Here is a 26021-nt window from a genome sequence, read left to right as displayed (position 1 = left end):
ACCGACCATGACCGAATTACTCATTCGCGGTGCGGACGTCGTCGACGGAACCGGTGCCCCGCGTACCCGGCGCGACGTGCTCGTGAAGAACGGACGGATCGAATCCGTCACCGCTCCAGGACTTCTGGACGGGGCGGATCGCATCATCGACGTGCCTCCGGGACACGTCCTGTCGCCCGGGTTCATCGACATGCACGCGCACTCCGATCTCGGGCTGCTGACCGATCCCGGTCACTTCCCCAAGATCAGCCAGGGCGTCACGACCGAAGTCATCGGCCAGGACGGAATTGCGTACGCACCCATCGACGACGCGACACTCGACATCGTTCGTCGACAGATCGCAGGGTGGAACGGAAACCCGTCGGACCTCGATTTCTCGTGGCGGTCCGTCGCCGAATATCTGGCGCGTCTCGACCGAGGCATCACCCCGAATGCGGCGTACCTCGTTCCGCAGGGAACGCTGCGATACCTTGCCGTCGGCGGCGATCAGCGACCCGCGACCGCACGCGAAACAGCCCACATGCGAGAGCTTCTCGCGCAAGGGTTGGCCGAGGGTGCCGTCGGAATGTCGAGTGGGTTGACCTACACCCCCGGTATGTACGCGGACACGAGCGAGCTTCGTGCGCTGTGTGAAGTGGTCGCGGAGTTCGGCGGCTTCTACGCACCACACACCCGGTCGTACGGTGCCGGTGCGCTCGAGGCCTACAAGGAGATGCTCGATCTCGCCCGCGAGACGGGATGCGCCCTGCACCTGACCCACGCCACCATGAACTTCGGGGTGAACCGCGGTCGGGCAGGTGAATTTCTGGCCATGGTCGACGCTGCCATCGCCGACGGGTGCGACGTCACCCTGGACACGTATCCGTATCTTCCCGGTGCGACCACTCTGTCGGCGCTCCTGCCGAGTTGGGCGATGTCGGGAGGGCCGGACCAGGCGTTGGCCCGGATGGACGACCCGGAGATGCGCGCCCGCATCGCCGAAGACGTCGACGTCAACGGCTCGGACGGGTGCCATGGGGTCACGGTCGAATGGGAGACGATCCAACTCAGCGGCGTCGCGAATCCGGAACTCGACCGCTACGTCGGACGGACGATGATTGACATCGCAGCCGACCGTGGCGAAGCCCCCGTCGACGTCTTCTTCGACATCCTGCAGAAGGACCAACTTGCGACGACCATCCTGCAGCACGTCGGCCACGAGGACAACGTTCGTGCCATCATGGCGCACCCGCACCACATGGGTGGCAGCGACGCGATCCTCGTCGGAGAACGCCCCCACCCTCGCGCGTGGGGCACGTTTCCGCGGTACCTCGGACACTATGTCAGGGAAGAACGACTCCTCGGACTCGAAGACTGCATCAACCATCTGACGGGCCGGCCCGCCGGACGTCTCGGTTTGAGCGATCGCGGCACCATTGCCGAGGGCAACGCCGCAGACCTCGTATTGTTCGATCCCGCAACGGTTTCCGACACAGCTACCTTCGAGAAGCCGAAACAACAGGCCGTGGGGATCAGCCATGTGATCGTCAACGGCGCACTCGCAATCGACGACGGACAACCGACCGGCAACCTGGCCGGTCATTCACTGAGACGGATGACATGAACGCACTACAGACCATTCTCGACGACCGTGCACTCGCCGTCGTGCGAGCCCCGTCGATCTCCGACCCCGCAGCTCTGGCCGACGCGGTGGCGCGCGGCGGGATACGTGCCGTCGAACTCACGTTCACGACGCCGGGGGTTCTGCAGCTGCTTCGGGACGCAGCCGACGCCGGCGCCGTCATCGGTGCGGGTACCGTCCTGACGGGCGAGCAGGCGCGATCGGCGATCGACGCCGGTGCGCAATTCCTCGTCACTCCCGGGTTGCGCCCGGAAGTGGCCGAAGTGGCTGCAACACAGAATATTCCGGTCATGATGGGTGCGTTGACTCCGACCGAGGTCATGAACGCGATCGACCTCGGCGCAGCAGCAGTCAAGATATTTCCCGCCCGTGCACTCGGGCCTGCGCACTTCAAGGACCTTCTCGGCCCACTTCCGGACGCCCGACTCGTGCCGTCCGGGGGCGTCAACGCGTCCAACGCGGCCGAGTTCCTGAAGCACGGTGCCGTCGCGGTGACCGCGGGCACCGACGTCGTCCCCCCTGCCAGCGTCGCGGCGAGCAATTGGGACGACATCGCCTCACGTGCACGAACATTCGTCGAATCTCTCGGTCCCCAGCAATGAACCCCACCTCTCCGCTTCATCTCCCGCCCACCCGGGTCGTTCCGCAGGCTCCACTCCCGCCCACCCGGGTCGTTCCGCAGGCTCCACTCCCGCTATCGAAAGGCACCCCATGAGTAGCGTCGTCGATTGGCTCAGGACGTCGACACCTGGCCTTCTCGTACTGTGTGGCGTCGCCATCGCAGTGCTTCTCGTCGTCATCATCAAGGTCAAACTCGAACCGTTCGTCGCGCTGCTGATCGTGGGTCTCGGCCTGGCTCTTGCAGCGGGCCTACCTGTTTCGGAGATCGTCGGCACGGCGATCAAGAGCAACGAGTCCCTGCTGGAAACAGGATTCGGAGGGATCCTCGGGCACATCGCCGTCATCATCGGACTCGGTACCGTGCTCGGCGCAATCCTCGAAAGATCCGGCGGCGCACAGGCGTTGACGTCGAAACTTCTCGGCATCTTCGGTGAGCGTGGTGCACCTGTCGCGATGGGTCTGCTCGGCCTGATCTTCGGCATCCCCGTCTTCTTCGACATCGGCATCTTCGTTCTCGCCCCGCTCGTCTACGTGGCCGCGCGCCAAGGCGGAAAGTCGTTGGTGCTGTATGCCCTGCCGATGCTTGCCGGCCTGTCGATGACGCACGCGTTCCTGCCCCCGCACCCGGGACCCGTTGCGCTCGGTGGTCTGCTGGAGGTCAACCTCGGCTGGCTGATCCTGATGGGATTCGTGTGCGGTATACCCGGATTCCTCGCCGCAGGTCTGGCGTGGGGTAGTTGGATCGGCAAGCGCGTCATCGTCGACGTGCCCGAGGACTTCATCAACGAGGCCGACGAGAACGGCGACAGCGCGGGCGGCGGCACGTCGGTCACCACGAAGCGTCCCGTCGTGACCACTCCCCCGTCCGTCGCCGTCATCGGGGCCATCATCGCGGTGCCGCTCGTGCTCATCCTGGGAGCGACGTTCGGCAGCATCTTGCTCGAGCCGGGCAATCTGCTCGAGGTTCTCACGTTCCTCGGCACGCCTGCCGTCGCACTGTTGATCGCCGTCCTGATCGCGTTCTACGTGCTCGGCATCAGGCGTGGGTCCACAGTCCAGGAACTGAGCACACTGACCGGCGAATCGCTGCGGCCCGTCGGCATGCTGCTTCTCGTCGTCGGCGCAGGCGCGTTCTTCGGCAAGGTCATCTCCGCAACCGGCATCGGCACCGCGCTCGCCGACGCGATGTCCGCAGCGGGACTCCCGATCATCGTCCTGGCCTACGTCATCAGCTGCGCGTTGCGCATCGCGCAGGGTTCCGCGACGGTCGCGATCGTGACGACCGGCGGCATCGTCGGACCGCTCGTCGCGGCACAGAACTACTCGCCGATGGCCACGGCACTGGTCGCGATGTCCATCGCGGCGGGATCGATCATCCTGAGCCACGTCAACGACGGCGGTTTCTGGATCATCGCGAAGTTCTTCAACATGACGGTGAAGCAGACGCTGCAGACATGGACGGTGCTCGAGACGATCCTGTCCGTGGTCAGCTTCGCGGTGGCAGCGGTGCTGTTCGCGATCGTCGCCTAGGGCCGGCAGTCATGTGCGCGAAAATACATAGCCCGCTATGTATTTTCGCGCACATGGTCACCGCAGCTGATCGCCCACGAAATGCGTGTTGTCCGCGGATAATTCGCGATTGCCCGCACGCGCGATGAGTGCGTCGATGCGGTCGTCGAGACTGCGTGCCTTCTGCACGACGTCCATCGTGCGTACCTCCCCCTCGGCACGGGTCACCAGGTCCGCGACCCGAACGAGCGCCGCGACACGATCGATCAACTGCCTCCACACGGCGTCCAACGCGGTGCGACGCGTCGCCACCTGGTCGCGCGTGACGTCGTCGAACATCATCGTGGCGACGCCTTCGAGTTCCGAGGAGATCTCGCGCAGCGCGTTCGCGTCGACGGCAACCTGGGTCAGCTCGTCCGCGAGATCGAGTTGCGTGCGCTGCACCACGAAATGTTCCGAACGCCACGCAGGCGACGCCTGCACGCGGTCGTACGACGAGCCCGCGAGGAAGAGCAGCGTCTCGTACCTGTCGTCGAACACGTCGTCGCGCCGATCGGTGAACTGCGTGATCAAGCTGGACGCACGGTCGCCGAGTTCACGGAACCGAGTGTTCCTCGACGCGTCCACCACCTTGTCGGCGGCGGAGTCGAGTGCAGAGAACCCCGCGCGTTCGACGACCGTTCCTGCCTCCGCCTTGGGGACCGGCGTGTGACGCAGTGCATCGAACAAGGCATCCCGTTGGTCGAGGTCCAGATGCAGTCCGTCGCGGCGTTCGCGTCGGACGGCACGGACACCGTTCGCGTAGTGCTTGTTGGACATCACGACGGTGGTACGGAGATGGTCGAGCCGTTTACCCAGCTCGGCTGCCCGCATGCGGTAGACGATCGCCGACCCGGGCTTGTTCCGGGTGTCCTTGGCGAGCCACCGCTCACGCTCGTCGGCGAGCACCCGAATCGCAGCGAACCCACCGATCGACGGGAGTGTCCTTCCCGCGCGGCGTCGTGCCGCGAGAATCGTCCGCGTCGGTTCGTCCAGCCTGCCCGCGGCGATGGCGACGGCCGCGGCGTCGGACAGTGGTGGGCGCCGCCCGTCGAGGCGCGCGTCGTCGCACCACCGTCGTACCTGCTCTTCGACGCGCTCTCGGTCGCTTCCGAGCGCGGGATGTTCGGTCATGTTCGGCTCCTGGGTCTCCTGGACCCTGTCCACTGTCCCAGATTCGTGCGCCGCGTGCCGCGAACGGAGCCTAGTTGCCGGACGGGGGCTTCGCGCCGTCGGCGATGAGCTGTTTCGCCTCGTCGAGCCCCTCCCAGACGTTCCACATCAGGACGCCGTTGACCACGCCGTCGTCGTCGACGTAGTAGACGACGCCCTCCTTGGGCTTGGTCTTCCAGTCCTCCACCGTCTTCAGCGACGTGCTGACGGTTCCGACGGCCTGATAGCCGTCGTCGTAGACATCGGAATAGAAGTACGGCGTGTACGTGTAGGGGTCCGTGCCACCGGCCATGAGTCGTCCGACGGCCTTGCCCATCTCGTTGGCGTTGTCGACGTGCTCGATCCGACGACGCCCGAGGATGGCGTCCGGGTAGTTGGCGACGTCGCCTGCCGCGTACACGTGGGGATCGCCGGTGCGGAGGTATTCGTCGACGATGATTCCGTTGTCGACCTCGAGGCCCGCGGCCTCGGCCAGTTCGACGTTCGGGCGCACACCGAGTCCGAACACGACGCCATCGGCTTCGACACTCGACCCGTCGTCGAGTTGTAACTGGACGCGTGCCGACGCCTCGGCTCCGGATTCGACCTTGACCGAGCGCCGGACGGTGACGCCGTGTTCGGTGAAACCTTCGTCGAACGAGGCCGCGAGGACTTCGGGAAACATGTGCCCGCCGAGCACGTCGTCGGAGGTGACGAGGGTGACCTTCACTCCGTTCAGCGACAGTGCCGACGCGATTTCGGTACCGATGTAGCCGCCACCGACGACGGCGATGTGCGACGCGGTCTTCGACAGTTCGCGTAGCGCACGGTAATCCGCATAGGTTCGGAAATAGATGACGCGTGGACTGGGCGCCAGTTCCAACTGCACGGGCGACGCTCCGGTTGCGAACAGCAGGGTGCCGTATTCGTACGTTTCGCCGGAGTCGGTTGTGACGGAACGATTTTCGCGATCGACCGCCGTGGCACGCGTCGACTTGTGGATCTCCGCGCCGGTGTCGGCCACCGTGTTCAGCGGAACCTGATCGCGCCCGAAATCCTTGTCCGTCCACAACTTCTTGGACAGCGCGGGGCGGGTGTACGGATCGTCGGTATCGGCGCTCAGAATCCCGATGGATCCGGAACTGTCCTTCTCACGAATACCGCGTGCTGCGTTGTCGGCGACCATACCGCCCCCGACGATGAGGTAGTCATAACGCATCGTGCACTCCTTGCAGTAGACAACGGGTGTTGGCTACCCCGGATGCACGTCAGACAATCACCACGTCGATCGCAGCTTTCTCGAACGGTTCGATCTGCTCAGGTGCGGCGCCCGAATCGGTGACGAGCGTCGTCCCCGCCGGAATGGGAGCCCACGCGTGAAAAGGCCTTTGCCCGAGCTTCGTCGAATGAGCGAGAACGTAGATCTTGCCCGCGCGTTCCATCATCAGTTCTTTCAGGCGAGTCTGGTCGTAACCCGCCTCGCAGATACCGAACTCGGCGGTGACGGCATCGGCTCCGAGGAACGCACGATCGAACGACACCCTCTGCAGCGACGCCTCAGCCAACGGTCCGACGAAACCTTGGCTCAGGTGCCGCAGTGTGCCGCCGAGGCACTCGACGCGCACCGACTCCGCGTCGGCCAGCGCTTCCAACGCGGTCAGGCCTGCGGCGATGACCGTCAGATCCGTCGCACCACGGAGGAATTCACCCATGGCGCCGACGGTCGTTCCGGCATCGAGCAGAACCGTCTCCCCGGGCAGAACCTGCTCGGCAGCCCACGCCGCGATGATGCGCTTCGCGTCGTAGCCTTCGAGCGACCGTTGCTTGATCGACGCCTCGTGGTGCCCGTTCAACGCAATGGCGCCGCCGTATGTTCGGGCGAGCAGTCCGCGTTCGGTCAGGTGGTTGAGGTCGCGCCTGATCGTCGACGCGGTGACCTCGAACAACGAGGACAATTCGTCGACGCTCGTCAGGCCGCCGTTCTTGGCCAGCCTGACGATCTCGTTCCGCCTGATCTCCGATTCCCGCACCGCCACCCCTGCCTGTCCGGCGTTCGATTCAGCTCAGTAACGCTGGGCTGGTTGCCAATTCGGCAGCCTGCCGCAGTGCCTCGACCATGCTACCGGCCTCGGCGATTCCTTTACCTGCAATGTCGAAAGCTGTTCCGTGGTCCACGGACGTACGGATGACAGGAAGTCCGACCGTGATGTTGACGCCTGCCTCGATTCCCAGCACCTTCACCGGTCCGTGCCCCTGGTCGTGGTACATCGCGACGATGAGGTCGTAGTCACCGCGGCCGGCGAGGAAGAACGCGGTGTCCGCAGGCAGCGGCCCGACGGCGTCGATGCCCTCGGCCTTCAACTTCTCGACGGCAGGCACGATCTTCAGATCTTCTTCGCCGTACCCGAACAGCCCGTTCTCGCCTGCGTGCGGGTTGATTCCGCAGACTCCGATCTTAGGGTTCGCCGTGCCCGATCGAAGGAGCGCCTCGTGGCCGCGCCGGATCGTGCGCTCCACCAAGCCCGGCTCGATCTTCGCGACGGCGTCGAGGAGACCGATGTGCGTCGTCACGTGGATGACCTTTAACTTCGGCGTCGACAACATCATCGACACTTCCTCGGTACCGGTCAGATGCGCCAGCAACTCGGTGTGACCCGGGAAGATGTGTCCGGCGGCGTGCAGCGCCTCCTTGTTCAGCGGCGCGGTGCAGATGGACTGGACCTCGCCGCGCACGGCGAGTTCGCTCGCCACCCGGATGTACTGGTAGGCCGCGTCGCCCGCGACCGCGGACAGCTCGCCCCACTGCAGGTCGTCGGGTAGCAGGTCCAGGTCGATCACGTTGATGCGCGACGGCGTGAACTCGGCTTCGGTTACCGCGTTCACCACCGCGATCTCGACGTCGACGCCGAGGACCTCGGCCGCGAGCCTCAGCCGCTTGGCGTCGCCGACGACGACCGGACGGCAGCGTTCCAGTGTCGCCGGGTCGATCATGGCGGGCACGATCACTTCGGGGCCGATTCCGGCGCCGTCACCCATGGTCACCGCGATGTAGGGCGGAAGAGCTGTTGTCATGCCAATGCCTCACTGTGAGAAAAGAATACGTTGTCGTCGATGCCGCGCAGATGGTTGCTCATCGAGACCAGACTGTCGTGGTCTCCGAAACTGCCTGGCCGCGTTGCTATTCGGGTGCCGTCGCTCGTCCGCGACACGACCGCGCCGCGGTGCACTTCGGCGACGGGTTCCAAGGTCGTGATACCGAGTGCATCGATGACGCGCCGGGCGGTCTCGCCTCCGGTAAGAACGAGACCGACCGAGCGTCCGCGCACCACCGCTGCGACGAGTTCGCCGAGGGCCGAGGCCACCGAGCTAGCCCTGCTCGGTTCCACCGGACCCGACACCGTCAGTACGGCGACACCGAGGGCCAATGCCGATCGGACGGTGTCGGGATCGGTACGTGCGTTCAGCAGGTCGTCGACGTCGACCTGCACGTGAGTTGCGCCGGAGCGCTCGAGGTAGCGAACCTGTTCGACGGCAACGGCTTCTGCAGTTCCCACGACGACCAGCGCCGGGGCAGGCTCCGGATTTCTCATGTCGACGGTACGGGTCGGCAGTGTGCGGGCCACGGCGGCAGCGAGCGCAGCCGTGCCGACGAGACGTACGCCCGGTACCGAGGCCGCTGCGGCGACAACTGTATCGAGATCCTCGTCCGTCGACGCGTCGCACACCGCGACGGCACCCGACGACAGCGCGGAGCGCAACTCGTCCTCGGTCACCCCGACACCCAGCGAAACCGTCGCGATTCCGGGGAGCAAGTCGTCGATGGACTCCGGTGGTGCTGTTCGTTCCATGCCCCACCGACCGCTCAGATGCAGTGGGACACCGTCGATGTGGAGGACGCCGTTCGCGGTGGTTCTGTTCAGTGCAGGCAATGCTGCCGCAACTACGACAGGCCCTGTCTCGGAGAGCGTTTCGAGCTCGGCCGCGATGTTGCCACGCAACATCGAATCGATTTTCTTGACTACCTGGACGTCCCCGGGCACCCCGTCGAGCACTTCTCGCAGTCGCCGAGCCGCGTCGGCAGCTGTCATGATCCTCGTCCCGAGATCGAGAACACGGACGTCGGCCTCGGACTGCAGTCGGTCGATGTCGAGCGCGATGTCGACATCTCGATGCAGAAAGACCGCAGCACACTCCGCGGCGCCGGAAAGATCGTCGGCAAGCACGAGGAGGTCGGGACGCTCGCCGCTCATCGACGTGCCCTCCCTTCCGATTTTGCGTTTTCCGCGCACATAAAGCTACCACTTCTGCGCGTTTCGCGCAGAATTTTCGAAAACCGCCCCGTCATAGCGACGTCCCAGCGCATTGGACGATGGTTTGTCCGGTGATGCTCCGCGCATGCGGGGACAGCAGGAACGCGACCAACTCGGCGATCTCGTCAGGATCGATGAAGTGCCCGAGCGGTGGCGTCACGGGCGGAGTGCTCTTGCGGCCGGGGTCGTTCAACATCGGCGTGTCGGTAGGACCGGGGGCGACGACGTTGACGGTGATGCCGCGGTCGACCAATTCCATCGCCCACGACCTGGCCATGCCGACCAGTGCCGACTTGGTTGCGACGTACTGGCTCTTACCGGCAACGCCGGTCATCGTGCGACTGCCGATCAACACGACGCGCCCACCGTCGGCGATCCGGTCCGCCAATCCGTTCACCAGCACTTCCGCAGCAGCGACGTGCACGCGCCACATCTGTTCGCCGTGTGCGGCGTCCAGAGCACCGAGGCGGCCCGATCGCTGGACGCCGGCGGCGTGAATCACCGCCGTCGGATCATCCAGTGTCGCAACGAGATCTGCGACGGCCGCAGTATCGGACAGGTCGATCCCCACCCAGTCGCCGCCGAATCCTTCGGACGGGCGCGTCCGGCTCAGACCCGTCACACGCCAGCCCTCGCCCAGGAGCTTCGCGGCGATCGACGCGCCGATGCCGCTGCTCACTCCCGTCACGATGGCATGTCCGCTCATTCCGACCCGCCGATCCACGCTCGGTCGAGCTGCACGTACTTGATCGCTTGACGAAAGTACGTGTAGGCGACGTGAATTCGCCCGTCAGCGGTCTCGGTGATCGACGGGTACGAGAACTCGCGGTTCGAGCCGTCTCGCGAGTTGTTCGTCAGGCAGAACCCGTCGCCCTCGTCGAGGTTGCGTCGAACCGGCCAGGTGACTCCGCCGTCCGACGAGACCGCGAGCGTCATCGGCGCCCGAGGAGCGCCCCAGAACGCGGCACGCGCGTCCCCGTCGTCGATCGGGGCCTCGATCGCCGCGGCGGAACCGTCGGCCTGGCCGCCTTCCGCCAGACCGTCGTCGTCGATCTCGTCGTACAGAGACGTACGACGTGACGTGGCGTCGAGCGCCGACGAGTGGTTGTAGACGAGAGCCAACCGTCCGTCGTCGAGACCGACCGCCTGAACCGACGAATTGTTGTTCGGGAGCTCGGTCGGCACAGGAACACTCCAGGTCTCACCACCGTCGGTCGAGACACTGCGGTAGACGAAGTCGGCCCACCGGCTGCGGTAGAGGGCGACCAGCGAATCGTCCTCGCGAACGACGATGTTCATGTGCACGCACCCGAGGCTGTCCGGCACGACCGACTCACGCCAGGTCTCACCGTCGTCGTCGGAGATCATCACGCCGCTGTAGTCGCGGTCACCGACCCACTTTCGCCCCTCGATCTTGACGCAGTGGAAGACCGGTAGCAGCAGGCGACCCGACGACAGCGCAATGACGGGCTGACGCACGAACACGCCACCGGCATCCGTCTCGGGAATCAGAACATGAGCATCACCCCAGCTGAGGCCACCGTCGGTGGAGATGCGACGAAGTACACGTGCCGTGTCCTGATTGCCTGCATGCTGCGACGTCCACAGCAGCCACACGACGCCCGAATCACGCACGAACAGAACAGGATTCTGCTCGGACCGCGTCGGATCGTCGGAAAGCTGCACGGGTTCGCTCCACACCTGCGCCCCCGATTCCAATCGCGAGAACCACACGCTGATGTCCGGGACACCCTCCTGCGTTCCGGCGAACCACACGCACGCGAGCGACCCGTCGGGCAACACCGCCAGATTCGCGGCGTGGTTCTGCACCTGCGGGGCAGGAAGAAACGCGTCGGAACGCCCCGTCTCGTCGGTGTCGCGGAGTACGCCGTCGGCGAGGAGGTCGCCGGGGGTGAGGAAGCTCGTGTCGCTCATGTTCTTCTTTCTTCTTCGATCAAGCTCGGAGGGTGACCGCAGCCATGTCGTACGAGTTGGTGGGCCGCAGACCGATTCCGTCGATTCGGTTGTTGCGTGCGATGACCGTCTTCGGCACGAACGACCACAGGCACGGCCAGGTCTCCCAGATGCGACGCTGCGCGTCGGCGAGAGTCTCTTTGCGCGTCACCGGATTCGGATCCTCCGAGCCCTTCGCGATCAGCGCGGAGATCTCCGGGAAGATGTAGCCGTGGTAGGTGTCTCGCGTCTCTTCCTTCGCGGCCGTTCCCGCGTACATGCCCTGCATGATCGTGACCGCGAGGCCCGTCGGGCTGGGAAAGCCGTTACCCAGGATGTCCCAGTCGCCGGCTTTGCCCTGTCGCCACGTCGAGATGTCGCCACCGGGCTCGAACTGCTGCAGCGTCGCGCGAACGCCGACCGCCGACAACATCTGCAGCACCGATTCCATGATGTCGGTGTCGGCGGCGAATTCACCCGTCTCCCAGATGATCTTGAGTTCGAGATCACGCACACCGAGCGCATCGAGTTCAGCCCGAGCGCGCTGGGGGTCGTAGACGTATTCGCCGGTCTCGATCGCACCGTCCAGAATCCCCGGTACGACGCCGCGCGACGGCGTCGCCGCTCCCTGCATCACCTGATCGATGAGCGCGTTGCCGTTGATCGCATAGCTCAACGCTTTTCGGACTCGCGCGTCGGCGAGCGGATGCCCCTGCGGCTTGCGGAAGTTGTAGAACAGCTGGTTCAACCGAACCCCGTCGACGCGTTCCACCGTCACTCCCGCGAGCCCGGCCAGCTGGTCGGCCGCGTCCGGCGTGATCGCGTCGATGACGTCGACCTCCCCGCTGCGCAGCGAGACGACCCGGTTGGACTCGTCCGGAACGAAACGAATGTTGACCGATTCGACCGACGGCGCCGCACCCCAGTACTTCGTGTTGCGGGCGAGCGAGTAGTTGCCGGTGCCCCGATCCGCCTCGGTCACGATGTACGGGCCGGTTCCGACGCCACCCTGCAGGTCTTCCGGAACGTTCTGAGCCGCAGGCGTGATGAGGATGTTCGACATCAAGTAGTCCAGCACCGGCACCGGCCGTTCGGTGTCGAGCGTGAAGGTCGACTCGTCGATCTTGCCGACGGTCGGCCACTCGGGGAAGAAGCCGCCCACGAACGAACCACTCACCTGGCTGTACATCTTCAGTGCGGTGTCGACGTCCTCGACGCGCACCGGGCTGCCGTCGGAGTAGGTGACGCCCGGGCGCAGGTGGACGAGCCACTGCGTCGGGGCGACGAGCTCGAAGCTGTCCGCGAGAACGAGCTGCACCTTCAGCGACGTATCGATCGTCGTCAGCGCCTCGCGCACCGCCCGCTGCACCGTCAGGGCCGCGTCGAACTGCAGGAGCTTGTTGTCGAGGCTGACCATCGAACGGTTCATCGCCAGACTGACGGTGTCGGGACCGGGCTTGCCCGTCGGTGTTGCGCACGCGGTCAGCCCGCCGCCCAGCGACAGGCCCGCGCCGAGAATCAGCCCGCCGCGAAACAGGCTCCGTCGCGAGAACGGTTGACTGACAAAGCTTTCGGTCATCGTTGACCCCTCGTGACTGTCACATCGAGATGTGGGCGTCGAATCGATGCCGCGTGGGCAGACTCGACGAAAGTGATCGTGGACACAACCCAGACTCTACACCGAATTGCTCGAAATACGCAGAAACGAATTCGTACTTGCGCAAATCGCGCAGTAGTGACATTGTGAGCTGAGTTACAAACGTTCGGGTGGCACGTGCGTGCCACCCGCGAAGTATTCGAACGCAGCAGTGTTATCGAAAGGTCGACGATGACCCAGGCATTTCGCGGAACGAAGGTGGGGAAATGACGCAGCTCACTGCCGCTCCCCCGAGCGTTCCCGCCGCCAAGTCCCGCAAGGACTCGGCGCTCCCGGCGTTCCTCACCGCGCCGACGGCACGGTACGTGGTGCGCCGGCTCGGACAGAGCCTTCTGACCATCTTCCTGACACTCACGACGGTGTTCGTGCTGATTCGTATGGCCCCGGGTGATCCGGCCTACTCGATGGCCGGTCCGCTCGCCACCACCGAGGATCTGGCGCAGATTCGCACGAACCTGGGCTTGGACCAGTCGGTCTTCACCCAGTACCTGCTGTACCTGAAGGGTCTGTTCACTCTCGACCTCGGTACGTCGTACTCGTTCCAGGCCCCTGCGCTCGACGTCGTCCTGCAACGCATTCCGTACACGGTCACGCTGGCATTCGCGGCGATACTGCTGACCACAATCGTCTCGATTCCCCTCGGAATCTGGATGGCGCGTCGTGCCGACACCCGCCGCGAACTCGGCGCCAACATCGTCACGATCGCGGGTCAGTCGATGCCCGACTTCTGGACCGGCTTGATGCTTCTCACGTTCTTCGCCGTCCTGGTGCCGGTGCTTCCGGCCGCCGGGTTCACGACATGGTCGAGCCTGCTTCTGCCCGCCCTCACAGTCGCGGTACTGCAGATCGCACTCATCTCCAGGATGGTCCGACGCGAGATGGTGAACGCATACGCGTCGCCCTACGTCACCGTGGCTCGCTCGCGCGGCGTCTCCGAGCGCGAGATCACGTGGCGATACGCGCTCCGCAACTCGTCGATCCCCGTCGTCACCGCCTTGGGTACGCGCTTCGCGTCGATGCTCAACGGTGTCGTCGTCGTGGAGGTCGTGTTCGCGTGGCCCGGCGTCGGTTCCCTGGTCGTCCGCGCACTCGAAACACGCGACTATCCGCTGATCCAGGCAACGGTGCTGGTGACCGCGGTTCTCGCGGTGCTCGTACAGCTGGCCGTCGACCTCTGTTACCCACTCCTCGACCCCCGCGTCCGACTCGGGAAGGCAGCCAACTGATGACCGTCGTCGACACCCCGAAGACCTCCCGGCCCAGTGCCGTCACCGCCAAGGACTTCGCCACCGCAGGTGCCACGCGCCGCAGCCGCGACAGCCGCGTCAAGATCTGGGTCGGCACGCTCTGCGCCCTGGCGGTCATTCTGCCCGTCGCGCTGGCGCGGGTGCTTCCGCTCGCATCTCCCGACGCAACCGACCTCGCGAAGCGTCGGCTGCCACCGTTGACCGACGGACATCTGTTCGGCACGGACCAACTCGGTCGCGACCTTCTTTCCCGTGTCCTCTACGGCGGACAGGTGTCGCTCACCGTGGGCATCCTTGCCGTACTCGTCTCCGGCCTGATCGGGCTGACCCTCGGCTCGCTCGCAGGCTTCCTCGGCGGGTGGGTCGACACCGTCGTGTCCCGACTGCTCGAAGCACAGCTGTCGCTTCCGCTGTTGATGATGCTTCTGCTCGTCGTCGCACTGTTCGGTCCGTCGATCCCCGTCATCACGTTCGTCATCGCGATCGCGCAATGGCCCGAGATCGCCCGTCTGACACGCTCTCTGGTGCTCGTCGAACGTGAGAAGCCGTACGTGGCCGCCGCGCGAGTACTGGGCCTCGGACGTGTCGCGATTCTCCTTCGCCACGTCGTGCCGAACATCTTCAAGCAGGCGTCGCTCGTCGTTCTTCTCCTCCTCGCCCAGGCCGTTCTGCTCGAGAGCGCACTGAGCTACCTCGGTGCCGGACCGCAGCGCCCGTTCGCGACGTGGGGCCGAATCATCTCCGACGGCCAGGACTACATCACGACGTCGTGGTGGCTCGTCACCCTGCCGGGCCTCGTCATCGTGCTGCTCGTGGTCGGCGTCAACCTACTGGGCGACGGCCTGCGAGACCGCCCGGCCGGACTCGGCCGCTTCGGAATCTTCCCCCGCTTCAAGAAAGGCGCCTGACATGGGCACTCTGTTGAAGGTCGACGACCTCCAGATCGAACTCGTCACCGACAAGGGCGTCGTGCGCGCCGTCGACGGCGTTTCCTTCTGCATCGACGCCGGCGAAACCGTCACTATCATCGGCGAGTCGGGCTCGGGAAAGTCGACGACGGCCATGGGATTGCTCGGGCTCCTTCCGACGGATCTCGCGGTGCTCTCCGGATCGGTGACCTTCAAGGACACCGAAATCCTCGGTAAGACCAAGCAGCTCTGCAAGATTCGCGGCAAGCACATCGCACTGATCCCACAGGATCCGATGACGGCACTGTCGCCGGTCCACACCATCGGCAGCCAGCTCGCCGAAGCCGTCAGGCACAGCGGTGTGTCCGGGAAGGCGAAGCAGACGGCTCGGTGCATCGAACTCCTCGAGCAGGTGCGCATCCCGAATCCGTCGACGCAGCTGAAGAAGTATCCCCATCAGATGTCCGGCGGCATGCTGCAGCGCGTGCTGATCGCGAGCGCACTGGCGTCGGGCCCCGAGCTGATCGTCGCCGACGAGCCGACCAGCGCCCTCGACGTCACCGTTCAGGCCAGCATTCTCGACCTGTTGTTGGAGTTACAGGAACGCACCGGCATCGGAATGCTCGTCATCACACACGATCTCGGCGTCGCGCGGCTCGTCTCCGATCGGATCTACGTCATGAAGAGCGGTGTGTTCGTCGAGAACGGCGCCGCCGAGGAACTCGTCGCAGCGCCGCAGAATCCCTACACCAAGAAGCTGCTCGACGCGATTCCGCACCTGGGGTCGTGGGACGGATCGCCGGACCCCGCTCCCTACGGCACCGCACCGAGAGAGGTAGCAGTATGACCGCGCCACTGTTGTCCGTCGAAGATCTCGTCGTCGAATACCCCGTCGGTGACGGCGTCTTCCGTGCCGTCGACTCGGTGAGCTTCTCCGTCGACAAGGGCAAGACGCTGGCCGTCGTGGGCGAATCGGGCTGCGGCAAGTCCACCATCGCCAAATCGATCGTCCGGTTGCTGACGCCGACGTCGGGAAAGATCGTCGTCGACGGCACCGACATTTCTCAGCTGTCGGAAAAGGCGTTGCGCCCGTTCCGGTCTCGTGTGCAGATGGTGTTCCAGGACCCGTACGGCTCACTCGACCCTCATCTGACCGCGGTCGACATCGTCGGTGAGCCATTGCGACTGAAGGGCATTCGCAACAAGTCCGAGCGAGCGAAGAAGGCCGCCAAGCTCATCGACCGCGTCGGATTGCCGAAGACCGCATTGAATCGTCGGCCCGTCGAATTCTCGGGTGGTCAGCGTCAGCGCATCGGTATCGCGCGTGCGCTCGCCGCCGGACCGGAGATCCTCGTGTGCGACGAGGCCACGAGCGCACTGGACGTCTCGGTGCAGGCGCAGGTACTCGATCTGCTGCGCGAAATCCAGAGCGACACAGGCCTTACGTACGTGTTCATCTCGCACAACCTCGGTGTGGTGCGCGAGATCAGCGAGACCGTCGTCGTGATGTCGAAGGGCCGAATCGTCGAAGCAGGCGACACCGACGACGTTCTCGCCAGGCCGAAGGAGCCGTACACTCGTGCACTGCGCGCTGCGGCTCTGGACCCCGCCGCGATGCACGGAATCAAGCCGCGACACATCGTCTCGCGTCTCGCCCAGACCTCTGTAGGAGTAACAGCATGACTTCGCTCGACATCTCGCCCCTCGTTCTGGGAACGATGACGTTCGGCGACACCGTCGACGCGGACGGCGCAGCCCGGATGGTCGACGCCGCGCTCGATGCGGGCATCACCCACATCGATACCGCGAACGGGTATGCCGGAGGCGAATCGGAGCGCATCCTCGCCGGTCTTCTGGCGTCACGACGCGACCAGGTGACCGTCGCGACGAAGGCAGGGATGCCGAATCCCGATGCAGGCGACAACAGTCCGCTCTCCCCCGCCGGACTCCGCCTCAGCGTCGAGGCCAGCCTGACGCGACTGAACACCGACTACGTCGACTTGTTCTATCTGCATCAGCCCGATCGCGCGGCCGACCTCGCCGACACGCTCTCCACGGTGGCGGAGTTGGTGAAAGAGGGCAAGATTCGCGCGCTCGGTGTCTCGAACTTCGCGGCGTGGCAGATCGGCGAGATCAACCACGTCGCCGACGCAGTCGGTGCGCCGCGACCGATCGTCGCGCAGCAGCTGTACAACCTCCTCGCTCGCAGGATCGAAGAGGAGTACGCCGAGTTCGCGGAGGTCACCGGCCTCGTCACGATGGTCTACAACCCGCTCGGCGGGGGGTTGCTGACCGGAAAGCACTCGTTCGAAGCAGAACCGACCGACGGCCGGTTCGGCGATTCCCGACTCGCGGCCATGTACCGCGAACGGTACTGGAACACAGCAATTTTCGACGCGATCGCACAGCTGACGAAGATCGCGGAAGACGCGCGGATGCCGATGACCGAACTCGCGATGCGTTGGCTCGTGTCCAAGCCTGCGACGGGGCCGATTCTCCTCGGGGGCTCGAAGGTCGACCATCTCGTCGCCAACATCGCGGCGGTCCGCAAGGGTCCACTCGACGACGACGTCGTCACCGCATGCGACGAGGTCGGTGCCGCGCTGCGCGGGCCGATGCCGAACTACAACCGCTGAAAGGCGCACCAGACATGACTGCACAGGAATTCGCCGCCCGCGTCCGAAACCGGGAGCGCATCCTCGGATACTGGTCCGTCATCGACAGCCCGGTCTCCACCGAATGGCTTGCCCACGTCGGCTGGGATTACATCGCCTTGGATCTCCAGCACGGACTGATCGGCTACTCGGGAATGCTCGCCGGACTCACCGCCATCGACGCGGCGAACGGGCCCGCCGGCATGATTCGCGTCGAGGCGAACGACGCGACGGCGATCGGCCGTGCGCTCGACGCGGGAGCCGCAGGTGTCATCGTCCCTCTGATCGACACCGCCGAGGACGCAGCCGCCGCGGTGTCGGCAGCTACCTACCCTCCGGCCGGAATCCGGTCGTACGGACCCATGCGTTCACAGCTGCGCATCGGTCCGACGCCGGCAGATGCGAACCGCGACACCGTCGTCCTGGCGATGATCGAGACGCCGCAGGGCTTGGAGAACGTCGAGAAGATCTGCGCGGTTCCAGGTCTGGACGGCGTCTACGTGGGACCGTCGGACCTGCGCCTGGCAGTCGGTGGGGCATCCCCCAGCGACACCTCGGTCGACGAGGCCTTCGAGGCTGCACTCGTCCGCGTGCAGAAGGCGGCAGCTGCTGCCGGAATTGCCGCGGGCATTCACACACCGTCCGGTGACGTCGCGACACGTCGGCTCGCCGAGGGATACACGCTCGCCACCGTCGCGTCGGATCTGACGCACCTGAAGGCGGTGTCGTCGGATCACCTGAAGGCCGCCCGAGGGTAGGCGCCGCCGGCACCCGTGCGCAGAAATGTAGAGCGGGCTCTACATTTCTGCGCACGACGGTCGCAATACACATCGCGCTCGGCTCCGAATACAGACTGTGGAACGACTCACGCACGCGAGGCACGGGATTACTTCCGTGCCTTCGGTGCGTTGTGGGACTGGGTTGTCGAAAGCCGACCCGGGCCTCTCGGTTCGGATTGTTGGCAGCATCACACCGTCGAAGGGTTGGCGCAGGCCATCTCGGTGGGCATGTTGTTAAGGGCTACGAAACATCGTTGACACATAGAGCGACCATGTAACAGATCCACGGGGCAGAGCGACTTCCTCCCCAGGACGCGAACAAAAGGAGACGATGTGACTTTGCAGATCGATTCACTCGATGTCAGCGCCGACGAGACCCCGTCGGGTGCAGGGGAGATCGAGAAGCTCCACGAGCAGGTAGTCGCACTCGACGCCGATATTCTCGGCGCGATCGAACGTCGCAGTGAACTTGTTCGACAGCTCGCCGCGAAGACCGCGAACGGCGCAGACGAGACCGGCTCCACCTTCGACGGTCTCGGAACCGACGGATCGGTGCTCAAGCGCATGCTGGCTCGGATCGCTTCGGTGGCAGGTTAAACCCCCGCTGCATCCCCATCCCCCTCCTTCGTGCGCACATCAGCCCCGGAAGACAGTCGACTGTCTTCCGGGGCTGAGTAGTTTCAGGACGCGCTCACAGGGCGCGGAGTGCGCCTCCGTCGACGGCAACCGCCGACCCTGTGATGTAGGACGCCGCAGGCGATGCAAGGAACGCCACCGTCCGTCCGAACTCTTCGGGATCACCGATTCGCCCCAGCGGGATCTGCGCGGCGGCCTCGCCGCTCACTTCGCCGCCGCGCGCGGTGTCGAACCGACCCGGAAGCACGCTGACGACTCGAACTCCACGCGGGCCCAATTCGTCGGCCATATCTTTGGCCGCCATCGCCAAACCAGGACGAAGACCGTTCGAGATCCCCAATCCGGTGATCGGACTCTTCGCCGAACTGGACAAGACGAGCACGATGGCGCTGCCTTCGGTCATCGCAGCTGCTGCGCTGCGTACCAGTCGGACCGCCCCCAGAAAGACCGAATCGAAGTAGTTCTGCCAGTCGCCATCCGAGGAACCGAGTGCAGTACCGGGCGGTGGTCCTCCGACACTGACGACGAGGCCGTCGAGTTTGCCCCAGTGCGCGAGGGCCGAGTCGACGACCAAACCCGCCGTCGCGGGATGACCATTGTCGGCAACCATTCCATGCACCGCGTTGGGCCGGTGGGTTCCGAGTTCCGAGACGGCGTCGTCCACCTTGTCCTGGGACCGGGACGTCACCGTCACCTTCGCTCCCTCGCGCAGTAGTTCGCGCGCACTGGCCAGACCCAGTCCTTCGGTTCCGCCCGTGACGACGAACGCCTTACCCGCCAGTCCCAAATCCATGAATTCTCCTCTTCGACGAACAACGGGAACGCGCCGTCGGCTCGTTCCCGTGGGTCCATCTTGCTACAGACTCGTCGCGCCGCCGAATGCTGCGAAAAATTGCTTGCCCGAATTGCGATGAGTTTCCGGATGTGGTCCCGTCCATACGAGCGAGGGCAATCGCGGTTCTCACCGACACGATCACAGATTGAGGAGCTGTTCACATGGCACGAATGCTGTTCGCCAACATGCCGGTCAAGGACGTCGCGGCGACGAAAAATTTCTTCTCGACACTGGGCTTCGAATTCAACGAGGTGTTCAGTGACGAGAACACTGCTTCGATGGTGATCAGCGACCAGGCGACGGTGATGTTTCTCTCCGACGCCCGTTTCAAGGACTTCATCTCGGACGACATCGCCGACACCACTCGATCGCGTGAGGTGCTGATGTGCATCTCGGCCGACAGCCGTGACGAGGTCGATTCACTCGTCGATTCGGCCATCGCCGCCGGCGGTACGTCGTGGATGGAGGCACAGGACCACGGCTTCATGTACGGCCGCGCGTTCCGCGACCTGGACAACCACGTCTGGGAGGTCATGTGGATGGACCCCAGCGCGGTGCCGTCGGAGTAGGTGGTCAGGGCGCTGGGCTCGGTAGCGAGCCCGGCGCGCCGCCTATCGAAGACGCTCGGGCAACCCGAAACGCTCGAACAGAGTCAGATCGAAGAAACACGTGACGTGCGAGACCTTGTCGTCGGCGATGTCGACCACGTGCAGTTGGAACGGCACATGGGTCCCCGACGCGTCGCGCATGTAGAGCCCGTACGCCGGCTGCCCGTTGGCCGAGGTGGCGACCATCCGCATGTCGCCTGCGCCCTTGGCGGGACAATTTCCGCGAATGAGGGCGCCGATGTTCTCTCCACCCTGGTACCACCCGACGAACGGCGGCATCTCCCAGACGGCATCCTGAGTGAACAGCTCCACGAGTTGGGCGATGTCGTAGTTTTCGAAGCTGTCGACATACTTCGTCAGTAGTTCCTGTGTCTGCGCCGACGATGGCTCGACGACGCCGTCCTCGGAGGGTGCGATCTCGTCGAGCTGGGCGCGCGCACGTTGCAGCAGGCTGTTGACGGCCGTCGTGGTCGTCGCGAGCGCCTCGGCCACCTCCGACGCTTTCCACTGGAGTACTTCGCGCATCAGAAGCGCCGCCCGTTGACGGGACGAAAGGTGTTGCAGTGCAGCGATGAACGCCAAGCGAATCGACTCGCGTCCGACGACGATCGATGCGGGGTCACCGGAGTCGCTCAAGTCGGAGTCCGCGATGGGTTCGAGCCACGGAATCTCGTGCCGCTCGACGAGGTCGTCGGTCGGATCGGAACTGGGCGCACCGAGCCCGGTGGGCAACGGCCGCTTCGACTTTCCCTCCAGCGCGGTGAGACACGTGTTGGTGGCGATCCGGTAGAGCCACGTCCGCATCGACGATCGGCCTTCGAACTTGCTGTAGCCGCGCCAGGCTCGGATGTAGGTCTCCTGCAGGAGATCTTCGGCATCGTGGATCGACCCCGTCATCCGGTAACAGTGCGCGAGCAGCTCGCGCCGGTACGGGTCGAACTGTGCAACGAACGCGTCACCCTCAGCAACCGTGGCCGTCATGCCTCAACACGATAATGCTCGAGACCGACACGTGGGAGGAAAGATTTCGGGTTCCCTACGCTAGCCTTCGTCAGGTGACCGCGGCGAGCACCATCGACGAACTCGTCGACGACCTCTATCTGCAGCGAGGGCGAGCCTGGCAGGCGGCGCTCGTGACTGCTCAGAACTTTCTCGAGACCATCGCCGACGAGATTCTCGACAACGTCGACCGAGACCGTCTCAACGCCGGAACCGCACGCATCAAGGATCCAGCACGTGCCGCGGACAAACTGCGACGCAAGATCGCCGAGGGACGTATTGCTCCGCCGACCGACGTCGACGATGTCGTCGACGCGCTCGGCGATCTGATCGGAATCAAGGTTCTGTGCAAGAGTCCCCGCGATCTTCACGCCTTCGTCGACGCGTTGGAGGCGGCGTGCCACGACCCCGATTGTTCCGTGCGGTTCGCCAGAGAACCGATGGACTACGTCGAATTCCCCAAGCCGAACGGATATCGCGCCTATCACGCGATCTTGCTCGTGCGGGTAGCCACGCATCAGGGTGACCTCGACGTCAAGGTCGAGGTCCAGGTGAAGACGCGGCTGCAGGACGCGTGGGGCGAACTGACGCACGAGGACATGTACAAACCCGGTGAGCCGCTGAAGGCGTCGAAGAAGCATGTCGACCGCGCACGGCAGATGGCGGAACTTCTGCTGCAGGTCGATCTGATGGCCGATGAGCTTGCAGCGCAACTGGATTCGCAAACGGCCGTGTCGAGCGATCCGGTCGCCGAGCCGACGCCGGTGCCGAAGGATCCGGAAATCATCTCGGCGCGTGTGACGCGGACGGGCCCGAGGTACGCCCTCGCCGTCGGGCCCGACGGCAGGCGCGGACTCATCCCTGCTCGTTCGGTCAAGGCCGTCATCGGCGTCAAGGATCGCATCGCCGTCGACGACTATCTCGAGGTCGGCGACGAGGTGCGTGTCGTGGTCGAGGACTCCGAAGACGCCCTCTACTACCATCTTTCGTCGCAACCCCCGTCACGACGGTCACGCAGACGACGGAGACGCGCCGAGCAGGACGCCTGACCGGTCGTCAGATCACCTCGCGTTTGGCGGTCTTCTGTGTGGGCACGCGGCCGTCGAAGTACCGCAGAAGCGACTCGTCGTGCGCGTCCGGGTACCAGCCGGGAGCGATACGTGTCTTCGCCCGCCCGGTGGCCCGACGCTCGCTGCCGACCACCATCACCAGGAAACCGGCGATGACCGCAACCGAGGCGACCGCCACGATGGTGATCACGACGATCTGGAACAGATCCATCTACTTCCCCCGCCCTACGCACGCGCACGATCCTGTGCTCACCGAAGCGCCCCCGCCGACTCCCCATCGGCCCGAATTCTCCGCGCCATAGTGACACATCTTCGATGCGAGGGTGCCCGATCTGGACATCGAAGGACCGACCACCGCTTCCACCTGCGATTCTCAGGTTCGTCCTAGGTCCGTCCGGTAAACAGCACTCTTTGTGACAGCCACCGAAGCACCCCAGCTCACGACGGCCGAACCAGAACTTGTTTCGCCGTCCGTCGGTACGCCCGGACGCCTTCTCACCGCCGATCGCGTGGTGCCTGCTGCAGCATTCGTCCTGCTCGCACCGCTGTACGCGATGTTGTCGGTCATGGGACACCGCCAGTTGCGGACGTCCGGCTTCGATCTCGGCATCTTCGTCCAGCAGATCTCGTCGTACGCGGAACTGCATGCCCCGACGTCGAATCTGCTCGGTACCGGGTACAACACCCTCGGAGATCATTTCTCCCCCATCACTGCGCTGCTGGCGCCGGTCTATCGGGTCTTTCCGTCGGCCGAGACGCTGTTGGTCGCCCAGGCCGTGCTGTTCGCGGCTGCGGCAATTCCCTTGACACGCTGGGCTGTCCGTGAATTCGGCACGGTTGTCGGCGTCGTCGTGGCCGTCGCGTACGGGTTGTCGTGGGGCGTACAGGCTGCGTTGAACTTCGACTTCCACGAGATCGCGTTCGCGATGCCGTTACTTGCCATGTCGATGGTGTCTCTCGGGCAACGCAAGTGGCTGCCTGCGCTGCTGTGGGCGCTACCTCTCGTTTTCGTCAAGGAGGACATGGGTCTGACGGTCGCCGTCATCGGCGCCCTGATGGCGTTCTGGACCGTGGGCCGCACCCGCCTGCTCGGCCTGCTGACCATCGTGTGGGGCCTCGGCTGGCTCGTTCTGGCCGTCAAGGTCATCATCCCGTTGCTGAGCAGCAACGACTCGTACGGCCAGGGTTCGAAGATGCCGCCGCTCGGATCGGGGATCGCCGACACGGCCCACGGCTTCGTCGACGGCGACTCCCGCGCCGCCACTGCGTTTCTTCTGTTGGCCGTGACCGCCTTCGCGGCGCTGCGGTCGCCGCTGCTGCTCGTCGCCGTTCCCACCGTCGCGTGGCGGTTCCTGAGCGACAACTCCAACTTCTGGAAACCGATCTTCCACTACAACGCGATCCTGATGGTCGTCGTGTTCGCGGCACTCGTCGATGCTGTCGCTCGTAGTCGACGCCACGGACAACTCTCGTTGCGGGGTCAACGCACGATCTTCACGGCGGTCGCGGCCGTCGCACTCGTCGCGCTGCCGTTCCTGCCAATGGCGCGCCTGGTCACTCCGGACGGCTGGCGGATCGACCCGCAGGCTGTCGAGACCGCCGAGGTCGCACGCATGATTCCCGACGACGAGACGATCGCCGCGTCGAACAACCTCGTTCCGCAGTTCGTCGCGACGCACGATGTCTCGGTGTTCCCACAGCGATCGACCGATACGACGACGCCCGACTGGATCGTCGTCAATCGCGCGGATCCCGCCGGATGGCCGACGGACGCGAAGGGCGATGCGAAAGCCGTCGACGCGGCGTTGGTGTCGGGTTACGTGGTCCGATCCGAAGCCCACGGCATCGAAGTTCTGCAGCGGGTACAGCCGTAGTCGCGGCCGAATCGAGATCACCGAGCCGGCCGACCTGCGGAACCGATTGTGACGTGCACCGAGGTCGACGAGAAAATGCCGGACAACACACAACGTTCCCAGACGCTGTGGCCACCGGTTCAGCCCCTACACTGGATAAGTTGTTTTCGCAGTGGCGCTGGGTGAGACCAGCTACGACGAATACGGTAAGGCGGGACGAGACATCGACGCACGACGGGAAGCACAGGGGGCAACCAGGACGGTCGACCGTCCGAACAGCGACGTCGCGCCGGAGGCACCTGCGGCCACGCCTGCCAGAGCCGCCTCGAAGCGCTCGCCGTGGAACCGCAAGAACCCGTACCGAGCGACGGTGCTGGCCAACAGTGTCCTGTCCGGCCCCGAGTCCACCAAGGAAGTACGGCACTACGCGTTCGCGCTCGGTGACAGCGGCCTGAACTACGAAGTCGGCGACGGCCTCGGTGTGAAGCCGGTCAACAATCCCGAACTGGTCGACGCGTTGATCGGCCGTGTGGGCGTGTCACCGGATACGACCGTCGCCGTGAAAGGCGCCGAACAACGACTCGACGAGTTGCTCACCCATTCGTACGAGATCGGCGTTCCGTCGATGGATCTCCTCGAAACGGTTGCCGAGCGCACCGGCGACGACGAGCTCTGCCATGTCCTGTCGACCGGAGACCGCGAAGCACTCGACGCGTGGACCTGGGGTAAGGACGTCCTCGACGTGCTCGCTCTCGACGACAAGCTGGCGCTCGAACCGGCGGAACTGCTCGGCCTCCTGCGACCGCTGCAGCACCGCGTGTACTCCATCTCGTCGTCGCCGCTCGCGCACGAAGGCACCGTGCATCTGACGGTGTCGAGTGTGCGCTACCGGTCGGCCGCGCGCGATCGCGGTGGTGTGTGTTCGACATTCCTCGCGGACCGAGTACCCGAGGGCGCAACGGTAGGGGTGTTCCTGTCGGCCAACAAGTCCTTCCGGCTTCCCACCGACGACGATGCATCCGTCATCATGGTCGGGCCCGGCACCGGCATCGCGCCCTTCCGCGCGTTCCTGCACGAACGACGTGCGCGTAACGCGTCGGGACGCAACTGGCTGTTCTTCGGCGACCAGCATCGCGGCAGCGACTACCTCTACGAGGACGAGCTGGACGGCTTCTCGCGCGACGGTGTGCTCACCAAGCTCGACCTCGCGTTCTCGCGCGATCAGAACGAGAAGATCTACGTCCAGCATCGGATGCGGGAGAGCGGCAAGGAACTGTACGCCTGGCTCGAAGAGGGCGGCTACTTCTATGTCTGCGGCGACGCGACGCGCATGGCCAAGGACGTCGACGCCGCGCTGCACGATGTCATCGTCGAGCACGGCGGGCGCACATCCGATCAGGCCGACGACTACGTGGCCGAACTCAAGCGTGACAAGCGCTACCTGCGCGACGTCTACTGAGTCCTCGTCCCCCTGCACGCCATCGCGAGCGCCTCACGCTTTTTGTCGGACCCACCGGCTATCTTCACTTCTGCTGGACTTCGAGAGTGCACACGGTGATCGACGAAGGAG

24 protein-coding genes and 1 pseudogene are annotated in these 26021 nt (G+C 64.8%); 14 read left to right on the top strand and 11 right to left on the bottom strand.

All coding sequences use genetic code 11. The features are described 5' to 3' along the window. Positions 1 to 7: 7 nt before the first annotated feature. From A3K89_RS14495 to A3K89_RS14485, 3 genes are all read left to right on the top strand, one after another. A complete protein-coding gene (locus A3K89_RS14495; RefSeq protein WP_068427190.1) occupies positions 8 to 1603 on the top strand; it encodes an N-acyl-D-amino-acid deacylase family protein in 1596 nt (531 codons plus the stop codon). Further along, the gene (locus A3K89_RS14490) at positions 1600 to 2223 is read left to right on the top strand and encodes a bifunctional 4-hydroxy-2-oxoglutarate aldolase/2-dehydro-3-deoxy-phosphogluconate aldolase (RefSeq protein WP_068427189.1); all 624 of its coding nucleotides are present in this window, start codon (positions 1600 to 1602) and stop codon (positions 2221 to 2223) included. The genes A3K89_RS14495 and A3K89_RS14490 overlap by 4 nt, the downstream gene beginning before the upstream one ends. Before the next feature lie 109 nt (positions 2224 to 2332). After that, positions 2333 to 3772, top strand: coding sequence for a GntP family permease (locus A3K89_RS14485; RefSeq protein ID WP_068427188.1), 1440 nt, complete (start codon positions 2333 to 2335; stop codon positions 3770 to 3772). A gap of 57 nt (positions 3773 to 3829) precedes the next feature. On the opposite strand, the gene A3K89_RS14480 is transcribed toward A3K89_RS14485, so the two are convergent. From A3K89_RS14480 to A3K89_RS14445, 8 genes are all read right to left on the bottom strand, one after another. Further along, positions 3830 to 4924, bottom strand: coding sequence for a hypothetical protein (locus A3K89_RS14480; protein ID WP_068427219.1), 1095 nt, complete (start codon positions 4922 to 4924; stop codon positions 3830 to 3832). Between the two features lie 70 nt (positions 4925 to 4994). Next, positions 4995 to 6161: an NAD(P)/FAD-dependent oxidoreductase gene (locus A3K89_RS14475; RefSeq protein ID WP_068427187.1), complete on the bottom strand. Its 1167-nt coding sequence runs from the start codon at positions 6159 to 6161 to the stop codon at positions 4995 to 4997. 49 nt (positions 6162 to 6210) lie between these two features. Then, positions 6211 to 6972, bottom strand: a complete 762-nt coding sequence (locus A3K89_RS14470; protein ID WP_254303537.1) for a DeoR/GlpR family DNA-binding transcription regulator — start codon at positions 6970 to 6972, stop codon at positions 6211 to 6213. A gap of 28 nt (positions 6973 to 7000) precedes the next feature. Beyond that, positions 7001 to 8014: a 4-hydroxythreonine-4-phosphate dehydrogenase PdxA gene (pdxA, locus tag A3K89_RS26370; protein WP_068427182.1), complete on the bottom strand. Its 1014-nt coding sequence runs from the start codon at positions 8012 to 8014 to the stop codon at positions 7001 to 7003. Then, positions 8011 to 9192: a four-carbon acid sugar kinase family protein gene (locus A3K89_RS26365; protein WP_068427181.1), complete on the bottom strand. Its 1182-nt coding sequence runs from the start codon at positions 9190 to 9192 to the stop codon at positions 8011 to 8013. The genes pdxA and A3K89_RS26365 overlap by 4 nt, the downstream gene beginning before the upstream one ends. 91 nt (positions 9193 to 9283) lie before the next feature. Then, positions 9284 to 9958: an SDR family NAD(P)-dependent oxidoreductase gene (locus A3K89_RS14455; protein ID WP_068427216.1), complete on the bottom strand. Its 675-nt coding sequence runs from the start codon at positions 9956 to 9958 to the stop codon at positions 9284 to 9286. Further along, positions 9955 to 11187, bottom strand: coding sequence for a sialidase family protein (locus tag A3K89_RS14450; protein ID WP_068427180.1), 1233 nt, complete (start codon positions 11185 to 11187; stop codon positions 9955 to 9957). The genes A3K89_RS14455 and A3K89_RS14450 overlap by 4 nt, the downstream gene beginning before the upstream one ends. 19 nt (positions 11188 to 11206) lie before the next feature. Continuing rightward, complete coding sequence (locus A3K89_RS14445; protein ID WP_068427179.1) at positions 11207 to 12784, bottom strand: ABC transporter substrate-binding protein; 1578 nt, start codon at positions 12782 to 12784, stop codon at positions 11207 to 11209. Positions 12785 to 13068: 284 nt separating this feature from the next. On the opposite strand from A3K89_RS14445, the gene A3K89_RS14440 reads away from it, so the two are divergent. From A3K89_RS14440 to A3K89_RS14410, 7 genes are all read left to right on the top strand, one after another. After that, entirely contained in the window at positions 13069 to 14088 is a 1020-nt protein-coding gene (locus A3K89_RS14440; protein WP_240930905.1) for an ABC transporter permease, read from the top strand. Beyond that, positions 14088 to 15017: an ABC transporter permease gene (locus tag A3K89_RS14435; RefSeq protein ID WP_084423803.1), complete on the top strand. Its 930-nt coding sequence runs from the start codon at positions 14088 to 14090 to the stop codon at positions 15015 to 15017. Before A3K89_RS14440 ends, A3K89_RS14435 begins: the two co-directional genes overlap by 1 nt. A 1-nt stretch (position 15018) precedes the next feature. Next, positions 15019 to 15864 carry an ABC transporter ATP-binding protein gene (locus A3K89_RS14430; protein WP_068427178.1) on the top strand — a complete coding sequence of 282 codons (846 nt, stop codon included), beginning with the start codon at positions 15019 to 15021 and terminating at the stop codon, positions 15862 to 15864. Continuing rightward, positions 15861 to 16700: an ATP-binding cassette domain-containing protein gene (locus A3K89_RS14425; RefSeq protein ID WP_068427176.1), complete on the top strand. Its 840-nt coding sequence runs from the start codon at positions 15861 to 15863 to the stop codon at positions 16698 to 16700. The genes A3K89_RS14430 and A3K89_RS14425 overlap by 4 nt, the downstream gene beginning before the upstream one ends. Continuing rightward, complete coding sequence (locus tag A3K89_RS14420) at positions 16697 to 17653, top strand: aldo/keto reductase (RefSeq protein ID WP_068427175.1); 957 nt, start codon at positions 16697 to 16699, stop codon at positions 17651 to 17653. Before A3K89_RS14425 ends, A3K89_RS14420 begins: the two co-directional genes overlap by 4 nt. 14 nt (positions 17654 to 17667) lie before the next feature. Next, positions 17668 to 18429, top strand: a complete 762-nt coding sequence (locus A3K89_RS14415; RefSeq protein WP_068427173.1) for an HpcH/HpaI aldolase family protein — start codon at positions 17668 to 17670, stop codon at positions 18427 to 18429. 354 nt (positions 18430 to 18783) lie between these two features. Further along, on the top strand, positions 18784 to 19047 hold the full coding sequence (locus A3K89_RS14410) for a hypothetical protein (protein ID WP_068427171.1): 264 nt from the start codon (positions 18784 to 18786) through the stop codon (positions 19045 to 19047). A gap of 94 nt (positions 19048 to 19141) precedes the next feature. On the opposite strand, the gene A3K89_RS14405 is transcribed toward A3K89_RS14410, so the two are convergent. Continuing rightward, the gene (locus tag A3K89_RS14405; protein ID WP_068427169.1) at positions 19142 to 19879 is read right to left on the bottom strand and encodes an SDR family oxidoreductase; all 738 of its coding nucleotides are present in this window, start codon (positions 19877 to 19879) and stop codon (positions 19142 to 19144) included. A gap of 203 nt (positions 19880 to 20082) precedes the next feature. On the opposite strand from A3K89_RS14405, the gene A3K89_RS14400 reads away from it, so the two are divergent. Continuing rightward, positions 20083 to 20490 carry a VOC family protein gene (locus tag A3K89_RS14400; protein WP_068427168.1) on the top strand — a complete coding sequence of 136 codons (408 nt, stop codon included), beginning with the start codon at positions 20083 to 20085 and terminating at the stop codon, positions 20488 to 20490. A 42-nt stretch (positions 20491 to 20532) separates the two neighbouring features. On the opposite strand, the gene A3K89_RS14395 is transcribed toward A3K89_RS14400, so the two are convergent. Then, positions 20533 to 21510 carry a sigma-70 family RNA polymerase sigma factor gene (locus A3K89_RS14395; RefSeq protein ID WP_068427166.1) on the bottom strand — a complete coding sequence of 326 codons (978 nt, stop codon included), beginning with the start codon at positions 21508 to 21510 and terminating at the stop codon, positions 20533 to 20535. Positions 21511 to 21584: 74 nt separating this feature from the next. Here A3K89_RS14395 and A3K89_RS14390 point away from each other — a divergent pair, with 74 nt between their 5' ends. Beyond that, on the top strand, positions 21585 to 22577 hold the full coding sequence (locus A3K89_RS14390; protein WP_068427211.1) for a S1 RNA-binding domain-containing protein: 993 nt from the start codon (positions 21585 to 21587) through the stop codon (positions 22575 to 22577). 7 nt (positions 22578 to 22584) lie between these two features. On the opposite strand, the gene A3K89_RS14385 is transcribed toward A3K89_RS14390, so the two are convergent. Continuing rightward, positions 22585 to 22809, bottom strand: coding sequence for a DUF2510 domain-containing protein (locus A3K89_RS14385; protein WP_068427164.1), 225 nt, complete (start codon positions 22807 to 22809; stop codon positions 22585 to 22587). A 202-nt stretch (positions 22810 to 23011) separates the two neighbouring features. Between A3K89_RS14385 and A3K89_RS14380 the strand changes: the two genes are divergently transcribed. Further along, entirely contained in the window at positions 23012 to 24472 is a 1461-nt protein-coding gene (locus tag A3K89_RS14380; protein WP_068427162.1) for a DUF2079 domain-containing protein, read from the top strand. Positions 24473 to 24547: 75 nt separating this feature from the next. Continuing rightward, positions 24548 to 25910, top strand: a pseudogene (locus tag A3K89_RS14375) (sulfite reductase subunit alpha). Positions 25911 to 26021: the final 111 nt, after the last annotated feature.

The organism is Rhodococcoides kyotonense (assembly GCF_001645385.1).
GTDB lineage: Bacteria > Actinomycetota > Actinomycetes > Mycobacteriales > Mycobacteriaceae > Rhodococcoides > Rhodococcoides kyotonensis_B.
The sequence above is the reverse complement of the archived record's forward strand: the minus strand, read 5'-3'. Positions and strand labels throughout refer to the sequence as shown.